Origin of the sequence: Kribbella sancticallisti (assembly GCF_039530625.1) — a bacterium.
Classification (GTDB): Bacteria; Actinomycetota; Actinomycetes; order Propionibacteriales; family Kribbellaceae; genus Kribbella; species Kribbella sancticallisti.
Genome location: NZ_BAAAOS010000055.1, coordinates 54834 through 74517, shown reverse-complemented (window position 1 = coordinate 74517; position 19684 = coordinate 54834). Strand labels below are relative to the sequence as shown.

Below are 19684 nucleotides of genomic sequence, written 5' to 3'. Positions count from 1 at the left end.
GGTCAAGGGTTCTGGTCTTGGCGCCATTCCCGCGGTGTCATGCCGTAGGCGTGGCGGAAGCGGCGGGCGAAGTGTCCGGCGTCTGCGAAGCCCCACTGCGCGGCGATCGCGGCGATGGGCTGGTGCCGGCCGGCGGGGGAGGAGAGGTGACGGCGGGCGCTTTCGAGACGCTCGCTGATGAGCCACTGCTCGAAGCTGAGGTTGTGACTGGCGAACAGCTTGTAGAGGTACCTGAGTGAGATGAAGTGCTCCGCGGCTACTGCGCCGGGGTGAGATCGGGATCGGCCAGGTGATGGCGGACGTACCAGGTGATTCTGGTGAAGAGGACGTCGGTCATCGCTGGGCGCTGGTGGGTGTCGTCGTCCGCTGCGGAGGCGAGCAGGGCGCGCACGAGGTGCGTGGTCGCAGTACCGAGCATCGGGGCGGAGCGGGCGCCTTGGAGTGCGTCGCTGACCGGCGGGAGTCCGCTGAGGTGGTGGAGGACCAGTTCATACACCGGGCTACTGCGCAGCCGCCCTGCTGCCGCGCGCACGGTTTCAACGCTCAGACCTAGATCGCTGTAGTCGATCTGGAAGGCCAGGGAAGCGCCGTTGCCGCTCCAGGCGAACTGGTACGGCGCTGTCAGGTCGACGAGCATCAACTCTCCCGCGCGAACCGTCTGCGCGCGCCCGGCCTGGTCGAACGCACCGGTCCCGAGCACCTGTACTGCGAGCGCCAGCCGATCGGGGGCTCCGAGCCGCATGTGCCTGGTGGTCCGGACCAGCCGGATCCCGGAGCCCTCGTTGCGAAACAGGTCCGGTGCGCCCAGTTGCCAGAAGTCCATCCGGGCGTGCACGTTGCCGTGCCGGTCCTCGTGCTCCACCCGCGAGGGTACGCTCGCCGACATCATCGCGGCGTAGAAGGCCTCCGCGCGATCCTGGGGCGGCAGGCCGGTCGTGTCGAGGATGACCGCCATCGCCGGCCTCCGCATCAGGTAGGCGGACTGTGCATCAGCAGCCCGGAAGCGTGCACGCAGATCCTATGTCGGCCGGATCGGTCCCGGCTACGTTGACGAGCATTCACGGGTCAGCTCCACGGCTGCTCACGGACCTGACGGAAGGGGATTTCTGCGATGGCTGCTCCCGACACGATCGTCTTGGTGCACGGCTTCTGGATGACGCCGCGAAGCTGGGAGAACTGGGTCGAGCACTACCAGGAACGCGGCTTCACGGTCCTCGCGCCCGGCTACCCGGGCTTCGAGGTCGAGGTCGAGTCGCTGAACGCCGACCCGACGCCGATCCTCAAGCTGACGGTGCCCCAGATCATCGAGCACTACGAGGCGGTGATCCGCGAACTGCCGTCGGCGCCGATCATCATCGGGCACTCCGCCGGCGGCGCCTTCACCCAGATCCTGCTCGACCACGGCTTCGGCGCGGCCGCCGTGGCGATGAACTCGGCGCCGACCGAAGGCGTCCGGGTGGTACCGCTGTCGCAGGTGAAGTCGACGTTCCCGGTGCTGAAGAGCCCGGCGAACCGGCACAAGGCCGTCCCGTTGTCGTTCGAGGAGTTCAAGTACGCGTTCACGAACACGTTCACCGAGGAGGAGTCCCGGGCGCTGTACGAGCGGTACGCGATCCCGGCGAACGGCGGCATCCTCTGGGGCAGCGTGCTCGCGAACTTCCAGCCCGGGCATCAGGACACCTGGGTTGACTACCACAACGACAACCGCGCGCCGCTGCTCTTCGTGTCCGGCTCGGAAGACCACATCATGCCGCCGGAGGTCCAGCGCTCGAACGCGAAGCACTACAAGTCCAACACGGTGACTGAGGTGAAGCTGTACGAGGGGTACGCGCACCTGCTGCCCGCCCAGGAAGGCTGGCAGAAGATCGCGGACGAAGTACTGGACTGGGCGCTGAGCCACGCGGTGCCTGCCAAGTCGTGACCGATGTCCGGATCACCCATATCGGTGGCCCCACCGCGCTGATCGAGTTCGAGGGGTGGTGTCTGCTCACCGACCCGACCTTCGATCCACCGGGGCGCCGGTACGGCTTCGGCTGGGGCTCGGCTTCCACCAAGGTGGCCGGGCCGGCCGTTGCCGTCGCGGAGTTGCCGCCGGTCGATGCCGTGCTTCTCACCCACGACCATCACGCCGACAACCTCGACGACGCAGGCCGCGCTCTACTGCCCGAGGCCGACAACGTCATCACGACTGTGGCCGGTGGCCGTCGACTCGGCGGCAGTGCGGTTGGCCTGTCGCCTTGGTCCATCTACTCGCTGGAGAAGCCCGGCTCGCCCGCGCTGAAGATCACCGCGACTCCGTGCCGTCACGGTCCTCCGCTGAGCCGCCCGATCACCGGCGAGGTGGCCGGTTTCGCCCTGGAGTGGCAGGGGCAGGAGGAGAGCGCGCTGTGGATCTCCGGCGACACCGTCCTGTCCTCCGACGTCCGCGAGGTCGCCACTCGTCTCGACGTTGGGACCGTGCTGCTTCACCTGGGCGCTGTCCAGTTCCCCATCACCGGCCGCCTGCGCTACACCATGGCCGGTCCCGATGGCGTCGAACTCTGCGAGCTTCTTCGTGCACAGACCGTCATCCCGGTCCACTACGAAGGCTGGAGCCACTTCACCCAAGGCCGCTCCGCCATCGAGGAAGCCTTCGCCGTCGCGGCTCCCGAAGTACGGGCTGCTCTTCTGTGGTTGGAGCTCGGCATCCCCAAGACTGTGGAGGTCTGAGGTCACGCTGGGGTGAGGACTTGGTCTTCCGTGGCGGTGGCGGGCGGGGCGTCGGAGACTGCTCGTTCGCGGCGGGCGAGGAGGATGAACGGGAGGGCGAGCAGTTGGATGACGGCGCTGATGACGTACGCCGTGCCGTAGCTCCACGCGTCGGCTGACTTGCCGAGCGCGGGCTGGATGATCACGCCGCCGCCGGAGGCGAGCAGGTTGTCCGAGGAGAGCACCGTGGCCCGCTGCGCGGAGGGGATCAGGCCGTTGAGGAAGGCCTGCCGGACCGGCATGGCGGCGGCGTACATGATGCCCCAGATCGCCAGCAGCGCGAGCACGACCCAGAAGTTCGCCACCAGGCCGATCAGCGCGAGGGCCGCCGCGGTCACGATCGTGGTGATGAGCAGCACGGACGTACGCCGCCGGAACGCGCGGCTCACGAGCGACGCCGACGCTCCGCCCGCGATCTGTGCTCCGGCGACCAGTGAGGCGGCCAAGCCCGCGATCGCGTAGGAGTCGGCGCTGCCGTAGAGCTCCAGCAGGTAGGGCTGAGCCGCGTAGAAGCCGTACGCGCTGACACCCGCGGCGAAAGGCGCGCCGAGCATCAACCAGCGAACAGGCGGGTTGCCCAACCCGTGCTTGAGCGACGCACGCAGGATGCCGCGCATCTCGGTCGGGAGCGAACGCCGCGGCTGCGGCTCGAAGCCGACGTCATGCATCGCCCGCCAGGCCACGACGAAGGTGAGCGCGAGCAGCACCGCCCGTACGGCGTACGGAACGCCCAGGTCGATCACCTGGGCCAGTACGCCGCCCGCGATCGTGCCACCCATCATCGCGATCCCTCCCGCGATCTGCCCCTTCGCGAACGCCGACTCCAGCGAGCCGCTGTACCCGGTGGCGTTCAACCCGTCCACCAGCCAGGCCTCGGTCGCACCACTGAAGAACGTGAAGCCCAGTCCGAGCAGGATCGACGCTCCCGCCCAGGCCGCGAACGGCGCCTGACTCTGCCACAGCACCAGGTACAGCAGCGTCGACCCGACCAGCGTGGCCGAACCCAACAGATACGAGGCCCGCCGACCGACAGTGTCCGCGACCACACCTGTAGGCACCTCGAACAACACCATCCCCGCGGTGAAGAACGCGTTCGCCGCGAAGGCCTCGCCGATGCTCAGCCCCGCATCGAGCAGGAACAACGTGTTGATGCCCCAGATCATCGAGGACGCACTCGTCGAGATCACCATCAGGACCAGGTACGTCCGCAAGATCCGATCCGCCGTGGACGTCATCAGCAGCCTCTTCCGTCACATCCGCAGCCCGCGCTCCCGGGCTCTCACGGGGTACGTCGGAGCGAGCCGGCCCGATTCGACCTACAACACCCGGAAGGCGGAATTCATGCCCGGGCAGCCAGGTCGAGCGGACGGCGAAAGAGGGTGCGGAACTACTTGTCGTAGAGGGCTTCCACGTCGGACTCGTGCTTCTCCATCACGATGTGGCGGCGGAGGGAGAGCTTCAAGGACAGCTCACCGTTCTCCTGGGTCCAGTCGTTCTCGAGGATGGTGAACCTCTTGATCGCCTCGGCCTTGGAGACGGCGGTGTTGGCGTCGTCGATGGCGGTCTGGATCTCGGCGATCAGGTCCTTGTCGGTCGCCAGTGACGACATCTCGCTGGACTTGCCGTGCTTGGAGGCCCAGGCGCCGATGGTCTCGGGGTCGATGGTGACGAGAGCGGCGATGTAGGGCTTGCCGTCGCCGACGACCATGCACTGGCTGACCAGCGGGTGCAGCCGGATCCGGTCCTCCAGTACCGCGGGGGCCACGTTCTTCCCGCCGGCCGTCACCAGGATCTCCTTCTTGCGGCCGGTGATGCGGATGAAGCCGTCGGCGTCGAACTCGCCCAGGTCGCCGGTGTGGAACCAGCCGTCGGAGTCGATCGCGGCGGCGGTGGCCTCGTCGTTCTTCCAGTAGCCGAGCATCACCTGGCCGCCCTTGAAGCAGAGTTCGCCGTCCTCGGCGACGCCGACGGTGACGCCGGGCAGCGGCTTGCCGACGGTTCCGATCCGGATGTCGTCGGGCAGGTTCACGGCCAGCGCGGCGGTGGTCTCGGTCAGGCCGTAGCCCTCCAGCACCGGCACGCCGATGCCGCGGAAGAAGTGGCCGAGGCGCTCGCCCAGCGGAGCGCCACCGGAGACCGCGTAGTCGACGTCACCGCCGAGCACGTTGCGCAGCTTGCCGTAGACGAGCTTGTCGTACAGCGCATGCCTGGCCTTCAGCCCGAAGCCGGCGCCACCTTTGTCCTGGGCCTGGGAGTACTCGATCGCGGTCGCGGCGGCGGCGTCGAAGATCTTGCCCTTGCCGCCCGCGTGCGCGGTCTGGCTGGCGGTGTTGAACACCTTCTCGAACACCCGCGGCACGCTGAGGATGAAGGTCGGCTTGAACTCGCCGAGGTCGGCGACCAGGTTCTTCACGTCGGCGGTGTGGCCGACCTTGACCCGCATCATCACGCAGCCGACCTGGATGATCCGGGCGAACACGTGCGCCAGCGGCAGGAACAGCAGCGTGGACGCGCCGTTCAGCCGGAACAACGTCGGCAGCACCTTGACGGCGGTGCCGAGTTCGTCCATGAAGTTGCCGTGGCTGATCTTGCAGCCCTTGGGCCGGCCGGTGGTGCCGGAGGTGTAGATCAGCGTGGCCAGGTCGCCGGGGACGACCGCCGTACGGCGCTTGTCCAACTCGGCGTCGGTGATGTCCTGACCGAGAGCGGTGAGCTCGTCGACCGCGCCGGACTCGATCTGCCAGACCTCCTGCAGCGTCGGCGCCTCGGCCCGAGCGGACTCGACGACGGCGCCGTGCGCGGCGTTCTCGACGACCGCGACGACCGCCTCGGAGTCGGTCAGGATCCACTGGATCTGCGACGCGGAGGAGGTCTCGTAGATCGGCACGGTGGCCGCGCCGATGCTCCAGATCGCGTAGTCGATCAGGGTCCACTCGTACCGGGTCGCGCTCAGCAGGGCGACCCGGTCGCCGTGCTTGACCCCGGCGGCGATCAGGCCCTTCGCCACCGCGCCCACCTGGTGGGCGAACTCGGCCGCGGTGATGTCCAGCCACCCGGTCCCGACCCGGCGGCTGAACACCGCGGTGTCAGGATGGGAGGACGCGTTCGCCCAGACGGGATCGGTCAGACTGCCGGTGGTCGGTGGCTCGATCACAGCAGGGGTGGTGTACTCACGCATCCGCGTCTCCTCAGTCGGTCACGCCGGTGTCGGTCAAGAGGGGGGTCGACTCCGGCGCACGCTACCGTCACCTACCCACAAGTAGCCAGACAAGTGTGACTCAGGGAACTAGCTATGCCATCGCTCGACATCAGTTGCGACGACTTGGTCGTTGCTGATCCAGCCTACGTCGCGGAGCGGCTCGGAGCAGACACCCTCTGGCGTGAGTGGTGGCCCGAGCTCACCCTGACCCCGTCGGAGCGCCGCGGCCTGGAGGGCGTCCGCTGGGCCGTCACCGGAGCAGCGATCGGTACTGCGGAGTGGTGGCTCGAGCAGGTCCGCGACGGCGTGGTCGTGCACTGGTACCTCCGGGTGGACCCGGTCCGGCCCGCCGGGCGGCGGCGGTTGCGCAGACTGCAGGAGCAGTACGTCGCCCGCTACCGGGACCACCTCTGGGCGCTCAAGGACGAACTCGAGGCGGGCCGCGCCGCGGGCGAGGGCAGGCCCGGCTGGGAACCCGCGATAGTCTCTCGCGTGGAGCAACCGTCCCGGCAGCGAAGAGGTGAATCGATGGCAGAGCAGACCACCTCGACCATCGTCGTGAACGCGACCCCGAAGGCGATCATGGCGGTGATCGCGGACTTCGAGTCCTACCCGGAGTGGGCCGACTCGATGCGCGAGACCGAGGTGCTGTCCACCGACGAGGCCGGCCGGCCGAAACAGGTGCGGTTCAAGGTGGATGCCGGGGCGATCTCCGACGAGTACACGCTGGACTACGTCTGGTCCCGCAACGAGGTCACCTGGACGCTCGTCCAGGCCAAGATGGTCAAGGGCATGGACGGTGCCTACGTACTGCGCGACGTCGGCGACGGGCAGACCGAGGTGACGTACCGGCTGGCGGTCGACGTGGCGATCCCGATGATCGGCATGCTCAAGCGCAAGGCCGAGAAGGTCATCATCGACACCGCCCTGAAGGGGCTCAAGAAGCGCGTCGAGTCCTGATCTCAGTGACTCGGGTTCTGTTGTACACAGGTAAGGGTGGCGTGGGGAAGACCACGTCCGCGGCCGGTACCGCCACGCTGGCCGCGCTGCGCGGGCTGCGCACGCTGGTGCTGTCCACCGACGCCGCGCACTCGCTGTCGGACGCGTTCGACAGCCAGGTCGGTGGTGAGCCGACCGAGATCGACGACCTGCTGTTCGTCCAGCAGATCGACGCCCAGCGCCGGTTCGAGCGCTCCTGGGGCGACATCCAGGCCTACCTGCGGTCGGTCCTGCACGTCGCCGGCGTCGACCCGATCGAGGCCGAGGAACTGACCGTGCTCCCGGGAGCCGTGGAGATCCTCGCGCTGCTCGAGGTCCGCGACCACCTGCGGTCGGGCCGCTGGGACGTGATCGTCGTCGACTGCGCGCCGACCGCCGAGACGCTCCGGCTGCTGGCGTTGCCGGAGGCCCTCAACTGGTACATGGACCGCATCTTCAACGTCGAGCGCAAGGTCGTCCGCACGTTCCGGCCGCTGCTCAGCAAGGCCGCCGGGATTCCGATGCCGGACGACAACGTGTTCGACGCGCTCCGCCGGCTGCACGGCGACCTCGCCGACATCCGCGCGCTCCTGGCCGGCCCGGACGCGTCCGTGCGGCTGGTGCTGACCCCGGAGGCCGTCGTCGTCGCCGAGGCGCGACGCTCGCTCACGACCCTGTCCCTGTACGGGTACCGCGTGGACGGCGTCATCGCCAACCGGGTGTTCCCGGCCGCGGGCGCGGACAACTGGCGTCGCCAGTGGGTCGCGGCGCAGCGGGGGATCCTGGAGGACGTCGCCGACTCCTTCCGGCCGCTGCCGATCTGGGAGTCGCCGTACCGCGCCTGCGAGCCGGTCGGCGTCGAGGAACTGGCCGCCTTCGCCGTCGAGATGTACGGCAAGGACGACCCGTTCGCGCGGGCGACCGACGAGACCTCGCTGTGGGTGGACCGCCACATCGACACCGACGGGCGCACCTACACGTTGACCATGCCGTTGCCGCTGGCATCCGCCAGCGATCTCGAACTGGCCAGGCATGGGGACGAACTGATCATCACGGTCGGCTCGTACCGCCGCGTGCTGCCGTTGCCGGCCGCGCTGGCGCGTGGGGTGGTCGCCGGGGCTCGCCTGGACGACGGCCGGCTGCAGGTGCGGTTCGCGCCCAGGGAACAGCCGCCGGTGGATCAGTTGCAACCGGCATCGGAGTTGCCGCTGCTGGCGCAGGAGATCCGCGAGCAGATGAGCCAGCAGTTCGAGAACGAGCCGCAGGCGATCACGGAGGGCACCAGATGAGCAAGGAGCCCGTGGGTTCCGTCGCCGAGGAGGCCGCGAAGCTGTTCGCCGTCCTCCAGCAGGCCGCCCGCCAGCAGGACGCGCCGCCCGCCGAAGAGACACCCCGCCAGCAGGACGCGCCGCCCGCCGAAGAGACATCCCGGGGCGAGACGTCCCGGGGCGAGACGTCCCGCGACGAGACGTCCCGCGACGAGACGTCCCGGGGCGAGGCGCCCGGGCCTGAGGGTGAGCCCGGCGCCGAGCAGTTCGGCGTACGGGCTGAGCGGACCGGAGTACAGGACGATCACGCGCACGGTACGGCGCACAGTGGCGGGCCCGAGTGCCAATGGTGTCCCGTCTGCCAGCTGATCGCGAAGGTGCGCAGCACCAGCCCCGAGACGATCGAGCAGCTGTCGATGGCCGCTGCCGCGGTACTGGGCTCGGTACGGTCGTTGCTGGAGGATGCCGCGGAGGCCGCGCGGCAGGCCCGGGTGGACGCAGAGTCGCGTACCGCCGGGGCGCAGGAACCCGAACGGCCCGCCCGGTCCCCGGTGGACCGGATCGACGTGAGTGAGGACCCCGAACCATGGGACTGAGCATCGGCATCGATGTCGGCGGTACGAAGATCGCCGCGGGGGTCGTCGACGCGGACGGCACGATCCTGGCCCGGACGCACCGCGACACCCCGGCCGAGTCGGTCGACGAGACGGCCAAGGCGATCTGTGCGGCGGCCGCGGAGCTGATCGCCGACCACGAGGTGGAAGCGGTCGGCATCGGCGCCGCGGGGTTCGTGTCCTCGGACCGGTCGACCGTGCTGTTCGCGCCGAACCTGGCCTGGCGCGACGAGCCGCTGGGCGCGCGGGTGGCCGAAGTACTGAAGGTCCCGGTGGTCGTCGAGAACGACGCCAACGCCGCCGCGTGGGGCGAGTTCGCCTTCGGCGCCGCCAAGGACGTCGAGCACATGGTCTGCGTGACGGTCGGTACCGGCATCGGCGGCGGAGTCGTCATCGACGGGCAGTTGCTCCGCGGTGCGCACGGTGTCGCGGCCGAGCTCGGGCACATGCGGGTGGTGCCCGGCGGGCATCGCTGTGGTTGTGGCGCGCGCGGCTGCTGGGAGCAGTACGCGTCGGGCCGGGCGCTGGTCCGTGAGGGCCGGGCGCAAGCCGAGTCGGGCTCGCTGGCGGCGGCGCAGATGCTGAGCGTCTGCGGGATCACGGATCCGGCCGAACTGACCGGACCGATGATCACCGCGGCCGCGGCGGAGGGCGACCCCTGCGCGGTCGAACTGCTGGACGACCTGGGCCGCTGGCTGGGCGAGGGGCTGGCGAGCATCGCGACCCTGTTCGACCCGACCACGATCGTGATCGGCGGCGGGGTGAGCGCGGCCAAGGAGCTGCTGCTGCGGTCGGCGCAGGTCGCCTTCGAGAAGAACCTGCCGGCGAAGGCGAACCGCCCGCACCCGGGGTTCGGCCTGGCCGAGCTGGGCAACGACGCGGGCCTGATCGGCGCCGCCGACGTGGCCCGCCGCCCGATCCCGACGCTGGAGAGCCCTCGGTGATGGCGCCGTCTAGTACCGTTTCAGGAGTCTCAGGGGGTACGGCTAGGAGGGTCGTGCGATGGCTCTGACGCAGGCGCTGACGATCGGGATCGATATCGGCGGCACCAAGGTGGCCGCCGGCGTGGTCGATCCCGAGGGCAACATCCTGGACCGGCTGCGGCGGGACACGCCGACCAAGGACCCGCGCGAGACCGAGGACGCGATCGCCGAGATCGTCCATGACCTGGAGTCGCGGCACGACGTGATCGCGGTCGGGATCGGCGCGGCCGGGTTCGTCGACGGCACCCGCTCGTCCGTGCTGTTCGCGCCGCACCTGGCCTGGCGACACGAGCCGCTGCGGGACGCTGTCGAGCGGCGCCTCGGGCTGCCGGTCGTGGTTGAGAACGACGCGAACGCGGCGGCCTGGTCGGAGTGGCGGTTCGGCGGCGGTCAGGGCGAGAGCCACCTGGTCTGCGTCACGCTCGGTACTGGCATCGGTGGCGCGATCCTCAACGACGGCGCCCTGCAGCGCGGCAAGTTCGGCATCGCCGGCGAGTTCGGGCACATGCAGGTCGTGCCGGGCGGGCATCGCTGCGAGTGCGGCAACCGCGGCTGCTGGGAGCAGTACGCGTCGGGCAACGCGCTGACCCGCGAGGCGCGCGAGTTGGCGCTGTCGGGATCGCCCGTGGCGCACAATCTGCTCCGCGCGGCCGACGGCGATCCCCGCAAGATCAACGGTCCGATGGTGACCGAGCTGGCCAAGGACGGCGACCCGGTCGCGGTCGAACTGCTGGAGGACGTCGGCCGCTGGCTGGGAATCGGCCTGGCCAATCTCGCGGCCGCGCTCGACCCGGGCACGTTCGTGATCGGCGGTGGCGTGTCGGACGCGGGCGAGTTGCTGCTCGCGCCGGCCCGGGAGGCGTTCAAGCGCACGCTGACCGGCCGTGGGTTCCGCCCGGAGGCGCGGATCGTGCGCGCGGTACTGGGTCCGGAGGCCGGCATGGTCGGTGCGGCGGATCTTGCCCGGGAAGAGGCGACCTGGTTGCGCCGCGTGCGGGTCAAGACCACCGCGGTGACGGCGAAGACCGCCGCCCGCAGCGGCCGGTCCGCCCGGTTGGAACGCGCCGCCCGCAAGTCGGTCGGCCGACGTACGGGGATGCGTACTGCGTCGTCCGAGCCGGAGCGTGAACTGCAGGGCGAGCCGGAGGTATGACGGACGGCCCGTCGCTGCGGGTGCTGTCATACAACGTGCACCGCTGGGGCGACGATCGTGCGGCGCTGGCCCGGGTGGTTCGCGCCTGCGCGCCCGACGTCGCGCTGATCCAGGAGGCGCCGACCTGGTGGGGGACCAGGCGCAAGCGCGAGGCGATGGCGGCCACCTTCGGCCTCCGGTACGTCGCCGCGGCGGCCCGCAACGCGATCCTGGTTGCCGACAGCACCGAAATCGCGGAATCCCTGCACTGGCGGGTCTGGCGCCCGTTCGTACGCCGCCGGCTGCGGCTGATCGCCACCCAGCTACCCGGTGGTGCGGTCGGCGGGCGCGTCGCGCTCGGCGGCGTCGAGCTAGCACTCGTCGTGTGCCATCTCGGGCTGCACATCCGCGGCCGCCAGCACGAGCTCGACCAGGTCCTGAAGGGCTGCAAGTCCTTCAACCTGCCCTATCTCTTGGTCGGCGACCTCAACGAAGAACCAGGCGGCCCGGTTTGGGACCGTCTGGTCGCTGAGGGCCTGACCGACCTCGGCGTCGACGCCGGGCCCACGTTCCACTCCAACAACCCGGTCAAGCGCATCGACGGAGCTCTCCTCTCCCCAGGCCTGACCGGCCGCGTGATCCCTATCGACTCAGTCGAAGGGGTCACCCGCGAAGACCTGGCCGCAGGCTCGGATCACCTGCCGATGCTGCTCGAGCTCAGTCCCGATACTCCGGCAACGGATCAATAACCGCCTCGCGCCAGCGGGTCAGCTCTTCTTGCGGTTCAGGAAGGCGAGCATGGCTTCCTGGGCGGCGGGAGAGCCGAAGAGAGAGGCGGAGAGCTCAGCCAAGTCGGTGCCGCGGGCATCGATGTCGGCGAGCAGTTCGCGGTTGAGGAGCTTCTTGGTTTCGCGCAGGCCTTGTGGTGCGCCCTTCAGCAACGACTTCAGTACTGCGTCCAACGCCGCGTCCAGGTCCTCGTCGGGAACAGTGCGGGTGACCAGCCCGAGGCGGGCGGCCTCGGTGCCGTCGAAGCCGTCGCCGGTGAGGAACGTCAGCGCGGCGGCTCGATCGGTGAGCCGCGGGATCACCGTGAGGGAGATCGTCGCGGCCGCGAGCCCGAGCCGTACTTCGGTCAGCGCGAAGGTGGAACTCTCACCGGCCACGGCGATATCCGCGGCCGCGACCATCCCGATCCCGCCCGCGCGAACAGGCCCGGCGACCCGAGCCACCACCGGCTTGGAGTTCGCCACGATCGCCCGCTGCACGTCCACCATCCGCTGGGCGCCCACGCCCATGCCAACAGTCGTCGCCTCGGACAGATCGGCACCGGAACAGAACACGTCCAGCGCCGACCGGATCACGATCACCCGTACCGCGTCGTCCGCGTCCGCCGCCTGCAGGTGCGCGAGCAGTTCACTCGTCAACTGCTGGGAGAGCGCGTTCTTGTTGTGCGGCGAGTCCAACGTGATCACCGCGACGCCCGCCTCGACACCCAGGTGCACCAGTTCCGTCATACCCACATCCTGCCCTGCACCCGGGGACCCCGCCGTAACCCGCCCCACACGGGTCAGTCGACGTACAGGCAGAACGGGTGCCCGTCCGGGTCGAGCATGACGCGGACGTCCTTCTGCGGCTGGTACTCCGCCAGTTCGGCGCCGGCCTCGACCGCGTGAGCCACCGCCTCGTCCAGATCGTCCACCTCCAGATCGAGATGGAGTTGCATCTGCGGCTGACCTTCCGCAGCCGGCCAGACCGGGCGCTCGTACAACTTCTCCCGCTGGAAGGCGAGGTTGTACCCCGCGTCTTTGGATGGGGCCAGGGTCACCCAGCCGGGCTCGTCGGCGTGGATGGTCCAGCCGAGCAACCGCTCGTAGAAGCGGCCGAGCTTCTGCGGGTCGGGCGAGTTGAGCACTACGCCGAACCAGTGAGTCTTCGTTCTCAGTGCCATGACCCCAGCTTGGACCAAGGCACCGACAAGTTCAGCCCGGCGAGAGTTACTTGGTCTCGGCGTAGGTGGGGGAGAGCTCGCGGGCGAGGTGTTCGACGAAAAGGCCGACGTCGGTGACGATGCCGCGGGCCTGGGACGAGCCGCGGTCGGCCAGCTTGGTCACGGTGGCCGGGTTGATGTCGACGCAGGTGAGCGGGACCGAGGCGGGCAGGATGTTGCCGGTGGCAACCGAGTGGAGCATGGTCGCCGCCATCAGGCAGTAGCCGACGTCCGTCAGTTCGGCCCGCATCGCGCGCTGGCCGGCGAGAACGTCGGTGTAGACGTCGGGCAGCGGGCCGTCGTCGCGCACGGATCCCACCAGCACGAAGGTGTTGCCGTTCTTCACCAGCGAGTGCATCACGCCGGAGGTGAGCACGCCCTGTTCGACGGCGTTCGCGATCGAGCCGGCCTTGCGGATCGTGTTGATCGCCCGGATGTGGTGCTCGTGGCCGTGCTCCACCCCGCGGCCGCGGGCCAGGTCGACGCCCAGCGACGTACCGTAGAGGGCCGATTCGATGTCGTGGGTCGCGAGCGCGTTGCCGGCGAACAGGACGTCGACGAAACCCGCCTCGACCAGCGCGACCATGGCCGGAGCGGCGCCGGTGTGCACGATGCCGGGGCCACCGACCCAGAGCACCTTGAGGCCGTTCGCCTTCGCCTCGCGCATGCCGTCCGCGACCTGCTTCACCAGCACCCGCTGCGGCTTCTCGCTCGAGACCTCCGACTCCATGAAGCCGAACGACTCCTCGGTGTTCGCGACGATCGGCGGAGTCACCTTCACGCCCTGGGCGCTGGAGATGATCTTCATCCCGGCCTTCACCTCGGACATCGGGATGGTCCGTACGTCGTCGCCCTCGACCAGCAGGCCGCAGTCCATCTCCGGGTTGCGCACGGAGACCCAGTGACCGTTCAGCCGGACACTGGTCGGCAGGTTCGTGGTGGAGTAGAAGCCGTCGGGGAAGACACCGTCCTGGACCACCTCGGAGATCTCCGGGGTGCCGGGGTTGACCAGGTTCGCGCCCTTGGTCTGGATCCGCATCAGCAGCCGCTGCAGGGCTTCGTCGTCCTCGGCGCCGACCGTCATCCGGACCGTCGACGGGTCGTCCTTGTCGTAGCCCAGGTCGAACTTGTCCAGCGTGTACTCACCGCCGTACCCGCGGATGTCGTCGAGGACCCGGGACAACAGCCCGGAGTCCATCAGGTGGCCGGTGATCTCCACCGTCTCGGTGACCTGCACGGGGTGCCTCCCTCGCCTGGGCTCGTCGGATTGTCCGACGATCCGCAGCTTAGCGTCAGACGACCGCTCCATCGTCAGGTGTGTCATCTGGTGGAAGGCGGTCCTTCATCCGGAGCACCAGGGTGAGGAATCCGCCGACGAAGCCGACCACCGCGAGCGTGGTGATCCGGCCGGTGCCGAAGTCGAGCAGCGCGGCCAGGATCAGCAGCGCCGGGCCGCCGACCAGGCCGAGCCACGCGAGCCGGCTGATCCAGTCCAGCCGCGGGCCCTTCGGCGGCTCCGGCGGGACGAAGTGGTCGTGCGGGTCGTCCGTACGCCGCGCCGGCGGCGGCTCCGGCGGATCCTCGTCGGTGTCGCCGACGACCAGCCCGGCCGGTACGTCGATGAGCGGCTCGTAGGAGTTCTCGTCCACGTCCTCACTCGCGGGCCACCGCGGCACCGGAGTCGCGTCATGCCCCTCGGCCGACGGCGCGTTGAACTGCTCCACCAACGACTTCCACTCGGCGTCTTCCGTACTCCGCTCAATCACCGCCCGAGCCCGCTCCTCGGAGTCCGCATCAACGAAAATCTCCTCGAACCCAGCCGGAATATTCACCGGCTCCACCTGGTCCGCCTTGATCGGCGTGTGGGCAGGAGCGGTCGCGTCCGCCTTCGCAGCAGCCGGCGCCTCCGCGTCGGTGCGCCCCGGGCTCGGGTCCGCCGTCGCGTCGCCTTCGGCGCCGCTCGGCTCGGTGATGGAGGGAGGCCCGCCGGCCTCGGCTGCGCCGTCGGCAGACTCAGCCTGCGCCCCGGCCGCTGCCGCCGCGGTAGGCGGCGCTGCGGTGGTGCCGGTCGCGTCAGCGACAGGGGGGCTGGTCGTGCTGGAATCCGGCTCGGCCGGCGGACCGCAGTACGCGGCTATGCCGGCCTCGGCGAGGGCGGAGAGGACGGGCTCGGCGACCAGTGGGTCGATGCCGCCCATCGAGGTGTACGCCGCGGCGGTCAGGCCGTTGTCACGCATGGGCGCCGACCCGGTCGATGAAGGCGGTGGTGTCGGCGAAGATGCGGGGCGCGTCGTTGTCCAGAGTGGCCACGTGGTAGCTGTCCTCGAGCAGGGTTTCGGTGACGTCGCGGGACGAGATCGAGGCCAGGATCGCCCGGCCCGAACTCGGCTCCACCACGTGATCGACAGTACTGCGGAACAACAGCACCGGCTGGGTCACCTTCGCCAGATCGTCCCGGGTCACCTGCCACAACTGGGACAGCGAGTGCAACGCCCGCAGCGGCATCCGGTCGTACGCGCCCTCGTCGATGCCGGGCTTCTTGATGTCGTTCGCGATCCCCGGGAACGACGGGACCATCCGCTGCAGCAGCGGGAGGACCACCAGCCGCTTGTCGTCCGTCCGGACCGACGGATTGACCAGGATCAGCCCGGCGACGTCCTCGCCGCGCTGCTCGGCCAGGCGCAGTACGAGACAGCCGCCCATCGAGAGTCCGGCCAGGAACACCCGGTCGTGCTCCTTGCGGAGCCGCTCGAACTCGTTGTCCAGTACGGCGTACCAGTCCTGCCAGCGGGTGTTGTTCATCTCCCGCCACTGCGTCCCGTGTCCGGGCAGCCGCGGTACCGCGACGCCGTACCCCTCGGCGGCCAGGTGCTCGCCGAACGGGCGCATCGACTTCGGCGATCCGGTGAAACCGTGGCTCAGCAGGATCCCGGTGGCGGCGTTCGCGCCGGATCCCGGACTGCGGAACTCTTCCGCATGAGCTTGCACTGGCACGGGGATGCTCCTCGAGGTGTTCCGGTGGTCCTGACACGCCTATGAAACGCAATGGTCGCAGCCGGGAGGCGGCTGGCCCACCCCGGCTCGGGTGTCTTTCGGGTCTCGTGACCGATGTCGCACCCAGTCTGCAACCAGGTGCCAACACAGAGTGCTACCTGCGTATTCCTGGCGGTGACGTTGCTGGAGGAGGACAGTGGAACGTAGTCTCCTGCACCGACGGTGGACGCACCCTCTCCGCCGCCTGCCTGAAACACACCGGGGCCTGGCACGCCCAAGCGTGGTGCAGGAGACTTGGTGTCGGCCGAATGGCGGAGGTGAAGGCGTTGCTGTACCTGTTCCTCAGGCGGTTCCTCGTCGGACCGATTGCGAAGCTGTTCTTCCGTCCGAAGGTGACGGGACTGGAAAACATCCCGGCCACGGGCCCGGCGCTGCTGGTGAGCAATCACCTGGCGTTCAGCGACTCGGTGTTCCTGCCGGTCGCGGTGCCCCGGCAGATCGTCTTCCCGGCCAAGTCGGAGTACTTCACCGCGCCCGGGCTGAAGGGACGCGTGATGGCGACCTTCTTCCGCTCGATCGGCCAGATCCCGATCGACCGGTCCGGCGGGCGCGCCTCGCTGGCCGCGCTGAACACCGGGCTGGAGATCCTGGAGAAGGGCGAGCTGTTCGGGATCTACCCCGAGGGCACCCGCTCACCCGACGGGCGGCTCTACAAGGGCAAGACCGGCGTCGCCCGGATGGCGATCGTGGCCGGCGTGCCGGTGATCCCGGTCGCGATGATCGACACCGAGAAGCTCAACCCGCCCGGCACGGTGATGCCGAAGTGGCTGGTCAAGGAGCCCGGCCGCCGGCTGCCGCGGCTGGTCCGCCCCGGCGTGGCGATCGGCAAGCCGCTGGACTTCTCCCGGTACGAGGGGATGGAGCGCGACCGGTTCGTACTCCGCTCGGTGACCGACGAGATCATGTACGCGCTGATGGAACTGTCCGGCCAGGAGTACGTCGACATGTACGCCGAGAAGGCCAAGGACCTGCTCAAGGCCGGCGAGTCCATCGACGACCACATCAAGCCGCGCCTCGGCGACACGAAGGCCTCCTGAGTTCGTTGGAGACCGACCTCAACGTACTCGGCGGGCCGCTCGAGGAGTGCGGCACCGACCCGATGACCGGCTTCTTCCGCGACGGCTGCTGCACGACCGGCCCCGAGGATCTCGGCAGCCACACGGTCTGCGCGGTGATGACGCCCGAGTTCCTCGCCCACCAGCAGTCCGTCGGCAACGACCTGGTCACTCCGCGGCCGGAGTTCCACTTCACGGGTCTGCGCCCTGGTGACCGCTGGTGCGTCGTCGCGGCCCGCTGGCTCCAGGCGTACCACGCCGGCGCCGCCGCCCCGATCGTGCTCGCCGCCACCCACGAGCGCTCCCTCGACACCATCCCGTTGACGGTCCTCCAGTCCAACGCCGTAGACGTCCCACCCGACGCCAGCTCCCTCAGCTGAACCAGGCAGGCGCTGCATCACCCCACCCGAGCCGTTCCCTCACGCCTGAGCCTGGTGCTTGCTCCCTCGCGCCTGTGCCGGGTGTTCCCCTCACCCCCGAGCTGCGTGCTCGCTCCCTCATCGCCCGAGCCGGGTGCTTGCTCCTCACGCCTGAGCCGGGTGTTTCCTCACGCCTGAGCCTGGTGCTTGCTCCCCTCACGCCTGAGCTGGGTGTTCCCCCACCCCTGAGCTGCGTGCTCGCTCCCAGGCCCGAGCCGGATTCCCTCTCCCTCACTTGAACCGGGTGCTGGCTCGTCACCCCTGAGCTGTTTGGGGTGGAATTGACCCCTGGATCGGCCTGAAAACCTCCCCAGACTCGCGCTCGTTAGGGGAGCGGGCAGGTGGGGGAGCAGGGGCGGGTCGCGCCGGACCAGCCGCGGCGTCGGAGTACGGCGCTGACCTGGGCGGCCGTCGTACACGGCTGGCTCACCAACTGATAGCCGAACCGCAACGTCACCTTGTCCTCCACCGCCGCCGCGTTGTCCCGACTCATGTCGCGCCACCGAGACAGCGCATCAGCATGCCCCGCTTGCCCGTCGAGCTCGACGACAACCCCGTACTGCGCGTACTCGACGTCGCGGTAGACCAACCTCGCTGACGCATCTCCACGACCACCGGACTCGGCCCGGACCTGCCGCTGACCACCCGGTATGCCGTGCACCCGCTCCACCCGGCGGAGGTAGACCTGCTCCAGAAACGACTGGACTCCATCCGCGGCGTCCAGCAGAACCTGGCGTAGTACCCGACGCCGAGGCAGACGAGGCAGCGATTCCAACTCGGCGAGCAGCCGTTCGGGTGTCGTCCGCCGCTGCCGGCAGCTGTCCAGCAGGATCGCCGCCTGCCGGACGATCGTGGGCGCCGCACTCGCCACCACCAACAGGGCGACCTCCAGGCGCACACACGGCGGTTGACGGACCTCCTGCACCCGAGCGGGCAGATCGCGGTACCGACTCACCGTGATTCCCGGCCGAGGATCCACCCGGCGCGAGTGCGGCACGGCGACGTGGATCTCGTCATCGACCCAGTCGCCGTCGAGACCAAATCGCCGCAGCGCCGTGACGCCGGTCAAAGCCGCATCCGGACCGCAGGCGAGCCACGCCGCCCACACCCGCGACTCCCACGGAACCGGCCCGGTGAAGTCCACATAGACCCCGGAGTACACCCGCTGGATCTGCCGAGCTCGACGCCTTCGAGTGAGGGCCTTGTCAGTAATCCCATGCTCCACCGCCTGAGCCCGACTGAACGCCCCCTCCTGCCGCCCCCGCAACTCCACAAACAACCGCACCTCCTCGTCACCAACCCCCGCCACCCCCGCACCCGCCTCCCTTTCACCGGCGCCCTCCACCACATCCCCTCCCAGACCACCCCGCCGTCTCCCACACCAGAGAAGATGCCCGTACTCCACCCACCTCCCAGCCCGTCATCCCCTCCTGTGCAAAACCCCGCTCACCCCGCGCACAACCTCCACGCCCACCCCACGCACAACCTCCACGCCTCCCCGCGCCAACCGCGCGCCTGCCCGCGCAAAACCCCGCGCACAACCGGCGCGCCCGCTCCGCACAACAACCCCCGCGCGTACCCAGCGGACAACCTCTGCGCCTGCTCCGCGCACAACCTCTGCGCCTGCGCACAACCGGGCGCCTGCTCCGCACAACAACTCCCGTGCGTGCCCAGCGGACAACCTGTGCCTGCTCCGCGGACAACCTGTGCCTGCTCTGCGGACAACCGGCCGCCTGCTGCGCACAACAGCCCCGCGCCTGCCCCGCGCAAAACCCAGCGCCTGCCCCGCGCACAACCGGCCGCCTGCTCCGCACAACAACCACGCGCCCGCCCCGCGCAAACCCCGCGGACAACCTCTGCGCCTGCCCCGGGCATACCCCGCGCACAACCGGCCACCTGCTCCCGCACAACAACCCCGCGCCCGCCCCGCGCAAACCCGCGCCTGCCCGTGCCAACCCCCCCGGGCCCGCCCGGCGCGGCCCCAGCCGTGCCACCTCCTACAGATTGGGGAGGATTTCGCCCCTATTACGGGGTGCGATCCTCCCCAAATCACGCCAGAGGGGGCCGAGGCAACCGGCGGGGGGATCGGGGGCGGGAATGCGCGAACTAGGTGCGGGCAGAGCGGCCAACCAGGCGCGGGTGGAGTGGCGAGCCGGGTGCGGGTGGAGAAGCGGACCAGGCGTGGGTGGAGTGGCGAGCCGGTTGCGGGTGGAGTGGCGGACCAGGTGCGGGCGAAGCGGCGGA

At 69.5% G+C, this 19684-nt stretch carries 20 protein-coding genes; 10 read left to right on the top strand and 10 right to left on the bottom strand.

Features of this window, described 5'->3' with window-relative positions; all coding sequences use genetic code 11:
• Positions 1–2: 2 nt before the first annotated feature.
• Together ABD255_RS43930 and ABD255_RS34585 are read right to left on the bottom strand one after the other, a co-directional pair.
• The gene (locus tag ABD255_RS43930) at positions 3–308 is read right to left on the bottom strand and encodes a helix-turn-helix transcriptional regulator (RefSeq protein WP_425554610.1); all 306 of its coding nucleotides are present in this window, start codon (positions 306–308) and stop codon (positions 3–5) included.
• Positions 257–955, bottom strand: a complete 699-nt coding sequence (locus tag ABD255_RS34585; protein WP_344220990.1) for an AraC-like ligand-binding domain-containing protein — start codon at positions 953–955, stop codon at positions 257–259. Before ABD255_RS34585 ends, ABD255_RS43930 begins: the two co-directional genes overlap by 52 nt.
• A gap of 156 nt (positions 956–1111) precedes the next feature.
• On the opposite strand from ABD255_RS34585, the gene ABD255_RS34580 reads away from it, so the two are divergent.
• Together ABD255_RS34580 and ABD255_RS34575 are read left to right on the top strand one after the other, a co-directional pair.
• Positions 1112–1921 carry an alpha/beta hydrolase gene (locus ABD255_RS34580; RefSeq protein WP_344220989.1) on the top strand — a complete coding sequence of 270 codons (810 nt, stop codon included), beginning with the start codon at positions 1112–1114 and terminating at the stop codon, positions 1919–1921.
• A complete protein-coding gene (locus ABD255_RS34575) occupies positions 1918–2709 on the top strand; it encodes an MBL fold metallo-hydrolase (RefSeq protein ID WP_344220988.1) in 792 nt (263 codons plus the stop codon). Before ABD255_RS34580 ends, ABD255_RS34575 begins: the two co-directional genes overlap by 4 nt.
• Positions 2710–2711: 2 nt before the next feature.
• Here ABD255_RS34575 and ABD255_RS34570 read toward each other — a convergent pair whose 3' ends face one another.
• Positions 2712–3983: an MFS transporter gene (locus ABD255_RS34570; RefSeq protein ID WP_344220987.1), complete on the bottom strand. Its 1272-nt coding sequence runs from the start codon at positions 3981–3983 to the stop codon at positions 2712–2714.
• A gap of 152 nt (positions 3984–4135) precedes the next feature.
• Positions 4136–5926: an AMP-dependent synthetase/ligase gene (locus ABD255_RS34565; RefSeq protein WP_344220986.1), complete on the bottom strand. Its 1791-nt coding sequence runs from the start codon at positions 5924–5926 to the stop codon at positions 4136–4138.
• A 114-nt stretch (positions 5927–6040) separates the two neighbouring features.
• Here ABD255_RS34565 and ABD255_RS34560 point away from each other — a divergent pair, with 114 nt between their 5' ends.
• The 6 genes from ABD255_RS34560 to ABD255_RS34535 are packed head-to-tail and all read left to right on the top strand — an operon-like array spanning position 6041 to position 11671.
• On the top strand, positions 6041–6907 hold the full coding sequence (locus ABD255_RS34560; RefSeq protein ID WP_344220985.1) for an SRPBCC family protein: 867 nt from the start codon (positions 6041–6043) through the stop codon (positions 6905–6907).
• A gap of 41 nt (positions 6908–6948) precedes the next feature.
• Positions 6949–8214 (top strand): ArsA family ATPase, encoded by a 1266-nt coding sequence (locus tag ABD255_RS34555; RefSeq protein ID WP_425554603.1) that lies wholly within the window; start codon positions 6949–6951, stop codon positions 8212–8214.
• Positions 8211–8789, top strand: coding sequence for a hypothetical protein (locus ABD255_RS34550; RefSeq protein ID WP_344220983.1), 579 nt, complete (start codon positions 8211–8213; stop codon positions 8787–8789). The genes ABD255_RS34555 and ABD255_RS34550 overlap by 4 nt, the downstream gene beginning before the upstream one ends.
• The gene (locus tag ABD255_RS34545) at positions 8780–9751 is read left to right on the top strand and encodes an ROK family glucokinase (protein WP_344220982.1); all 972 of its coding nucleotides are present in this window, start codon (positions 8780–8782) and stop codon (positions 9749–9751) included. The genes ABD255_RS34550 and ABD255_RS34545 overlap by 10 nt, the downstream gene beginning before the upstream one ends.
• 58 nt (positions 9752–9809) lie before the next feature.
• Positions 9810–10943 carry an ROK family glucokinase gene (locus tag ABD255_RS34540; protein WP_344220981.1) on the top strand — a complete coding sequence of 378 codons (1134 nt, stop codon included), beginning with the start codon at positions 9810–9812 and terminating at the stop codon, positions 10941–10943.
• Positions 10940–11671 carry an endonuclease/exonuclease/phosphatase family protein gene (locus ABD255_RS34535; protein WP_344220980.1) on the top strand — a complete coding sequence of 244 codons (732 nt, stop codon included), beginning with the start codon at positions 10940–10942 and terminating at the stop codon, positions 11669–11671. Before ABD255_RS34540 ends, ABD255_RS34535 begins: the two co-directional genes overlap by 4 nt.
• An 18-nt stretch (positions 11672–11689) precedes the next feature.
• On the opposite strand, the gene ABD255_RS34530 is transcribed toward ABD255_RS34535, so the two are convergent.
• Genes ABD255_RS34530 through ABD255_RS34510 form a run of 5 tightly spaced genes read right to left on the bottom strand, consistent with a single transcriptional unit; the run spans position 11690 to position 15906 of the window.
• Positions 11690–12439 (bottom strand): enoyl-CoA hydratase-related protein, encoded by a 750-nt coding sequence (locus ABD255_RS34530; RefSeq protein ID WP_344220979.1) that lies wholly within the window; start codon positions 12437–12439, stop codon positions 11690–11692.
• A gap of 53 nt (positions 12440–12492) precedes the next feature.
• The gene (locus ABD255_RS34525) at positions 12493–12873 is read right to left on the bottom strand and encodes a VOC family protein (RefSeq protein ID WP_344220978.1); all 381 of its coding nucleotides are present in this window, start codon (positions 12871–12873) and stop codon (positions 12493–12495) included.
• 46 nt (positions 12874–12919) lie between these two features.
• Positions 12920–14149, bottom strand: coding sequence for an ornithine cyclodeaminase, nickel-pincer nucleotide-dependent (locus ABD255_RS34520; protein ID WP_344220976.1), 1230 nt, complete (start codon positions 14147–14149; stop codon positions 12920–12922).
• Between the two features lie 55 nt (positions 14150–14204).
• On the bottom strand, positions 14205–15149 hold the full coding sequence (locus ABD255_RS34515) for a hypothetical protein (RefSeq protein WP_344220974.1): 945 nt from the start codon (positions 15147–15149) through the stop codon (positions 14205–14207).
• Positions 15142–15906 carry an alpha/beta hydrolase gene (locus ABD255_RS34510; RefSeq protein WP_344220973.1) on the bottom strand — a complete coding sequence of 255 codons (765 nt, stop codon included), beginning with the start codon at positions 15904–15906 and terminating at the stop codon, positions 15142–15144. Before ABD255_RS34510 ends, ABD255_RS34515 begins: the two co-directional genes overlap by 8 nt.
• Before the next feature lie 308 nt (positions 15907–16214).
• Between ABD255_RS34510 and ABD255_RS34505 the strand changes: the two genes are divergently transcribed.
• Both ABD255_RS34505 and ABD255_RS34500 read left to right on the top strand, forming a co-directional pair.
• Positions 16215–17003, top strand: coding sequence for a lysophospholipid acyltransferase family protein (locus ABD255_RS34505; protein ID WP_344220972.1), 789 nt, complete (start codon positions 16215–16217; stop codon positions 17001–17003).
• 5 nt (positions 17004–17008) lie between these two features.
• Positions 17009–17401 (top strand): DUF2237 family protein, encoded by a 393-nt coding sequence (locus ABD255_RS34500; protein WP_344220971.1) that lies wholly within the window; start codon positions 17009–17011, stop codon positions 17399–17401.
• A gap of 364 nt (positions 17402–17765) precedes the next feature.
• Here ABD255_RS34500 and ABD255_RS34495 read toward each other — a convergent pair whose 3' ends face one another.
• A complete protein-coding gene (locus tag ABD255_RS34495; RefSeq protein ID WP_344220970.1) occupies positions 17766–18602 on the bottom strand; it encodes a hypothetical protein in 837 nt (278 codons plus the stop codon).
• Between the last annotated feature and the right edge of the window lie 1082 nt (positions 18603–19684).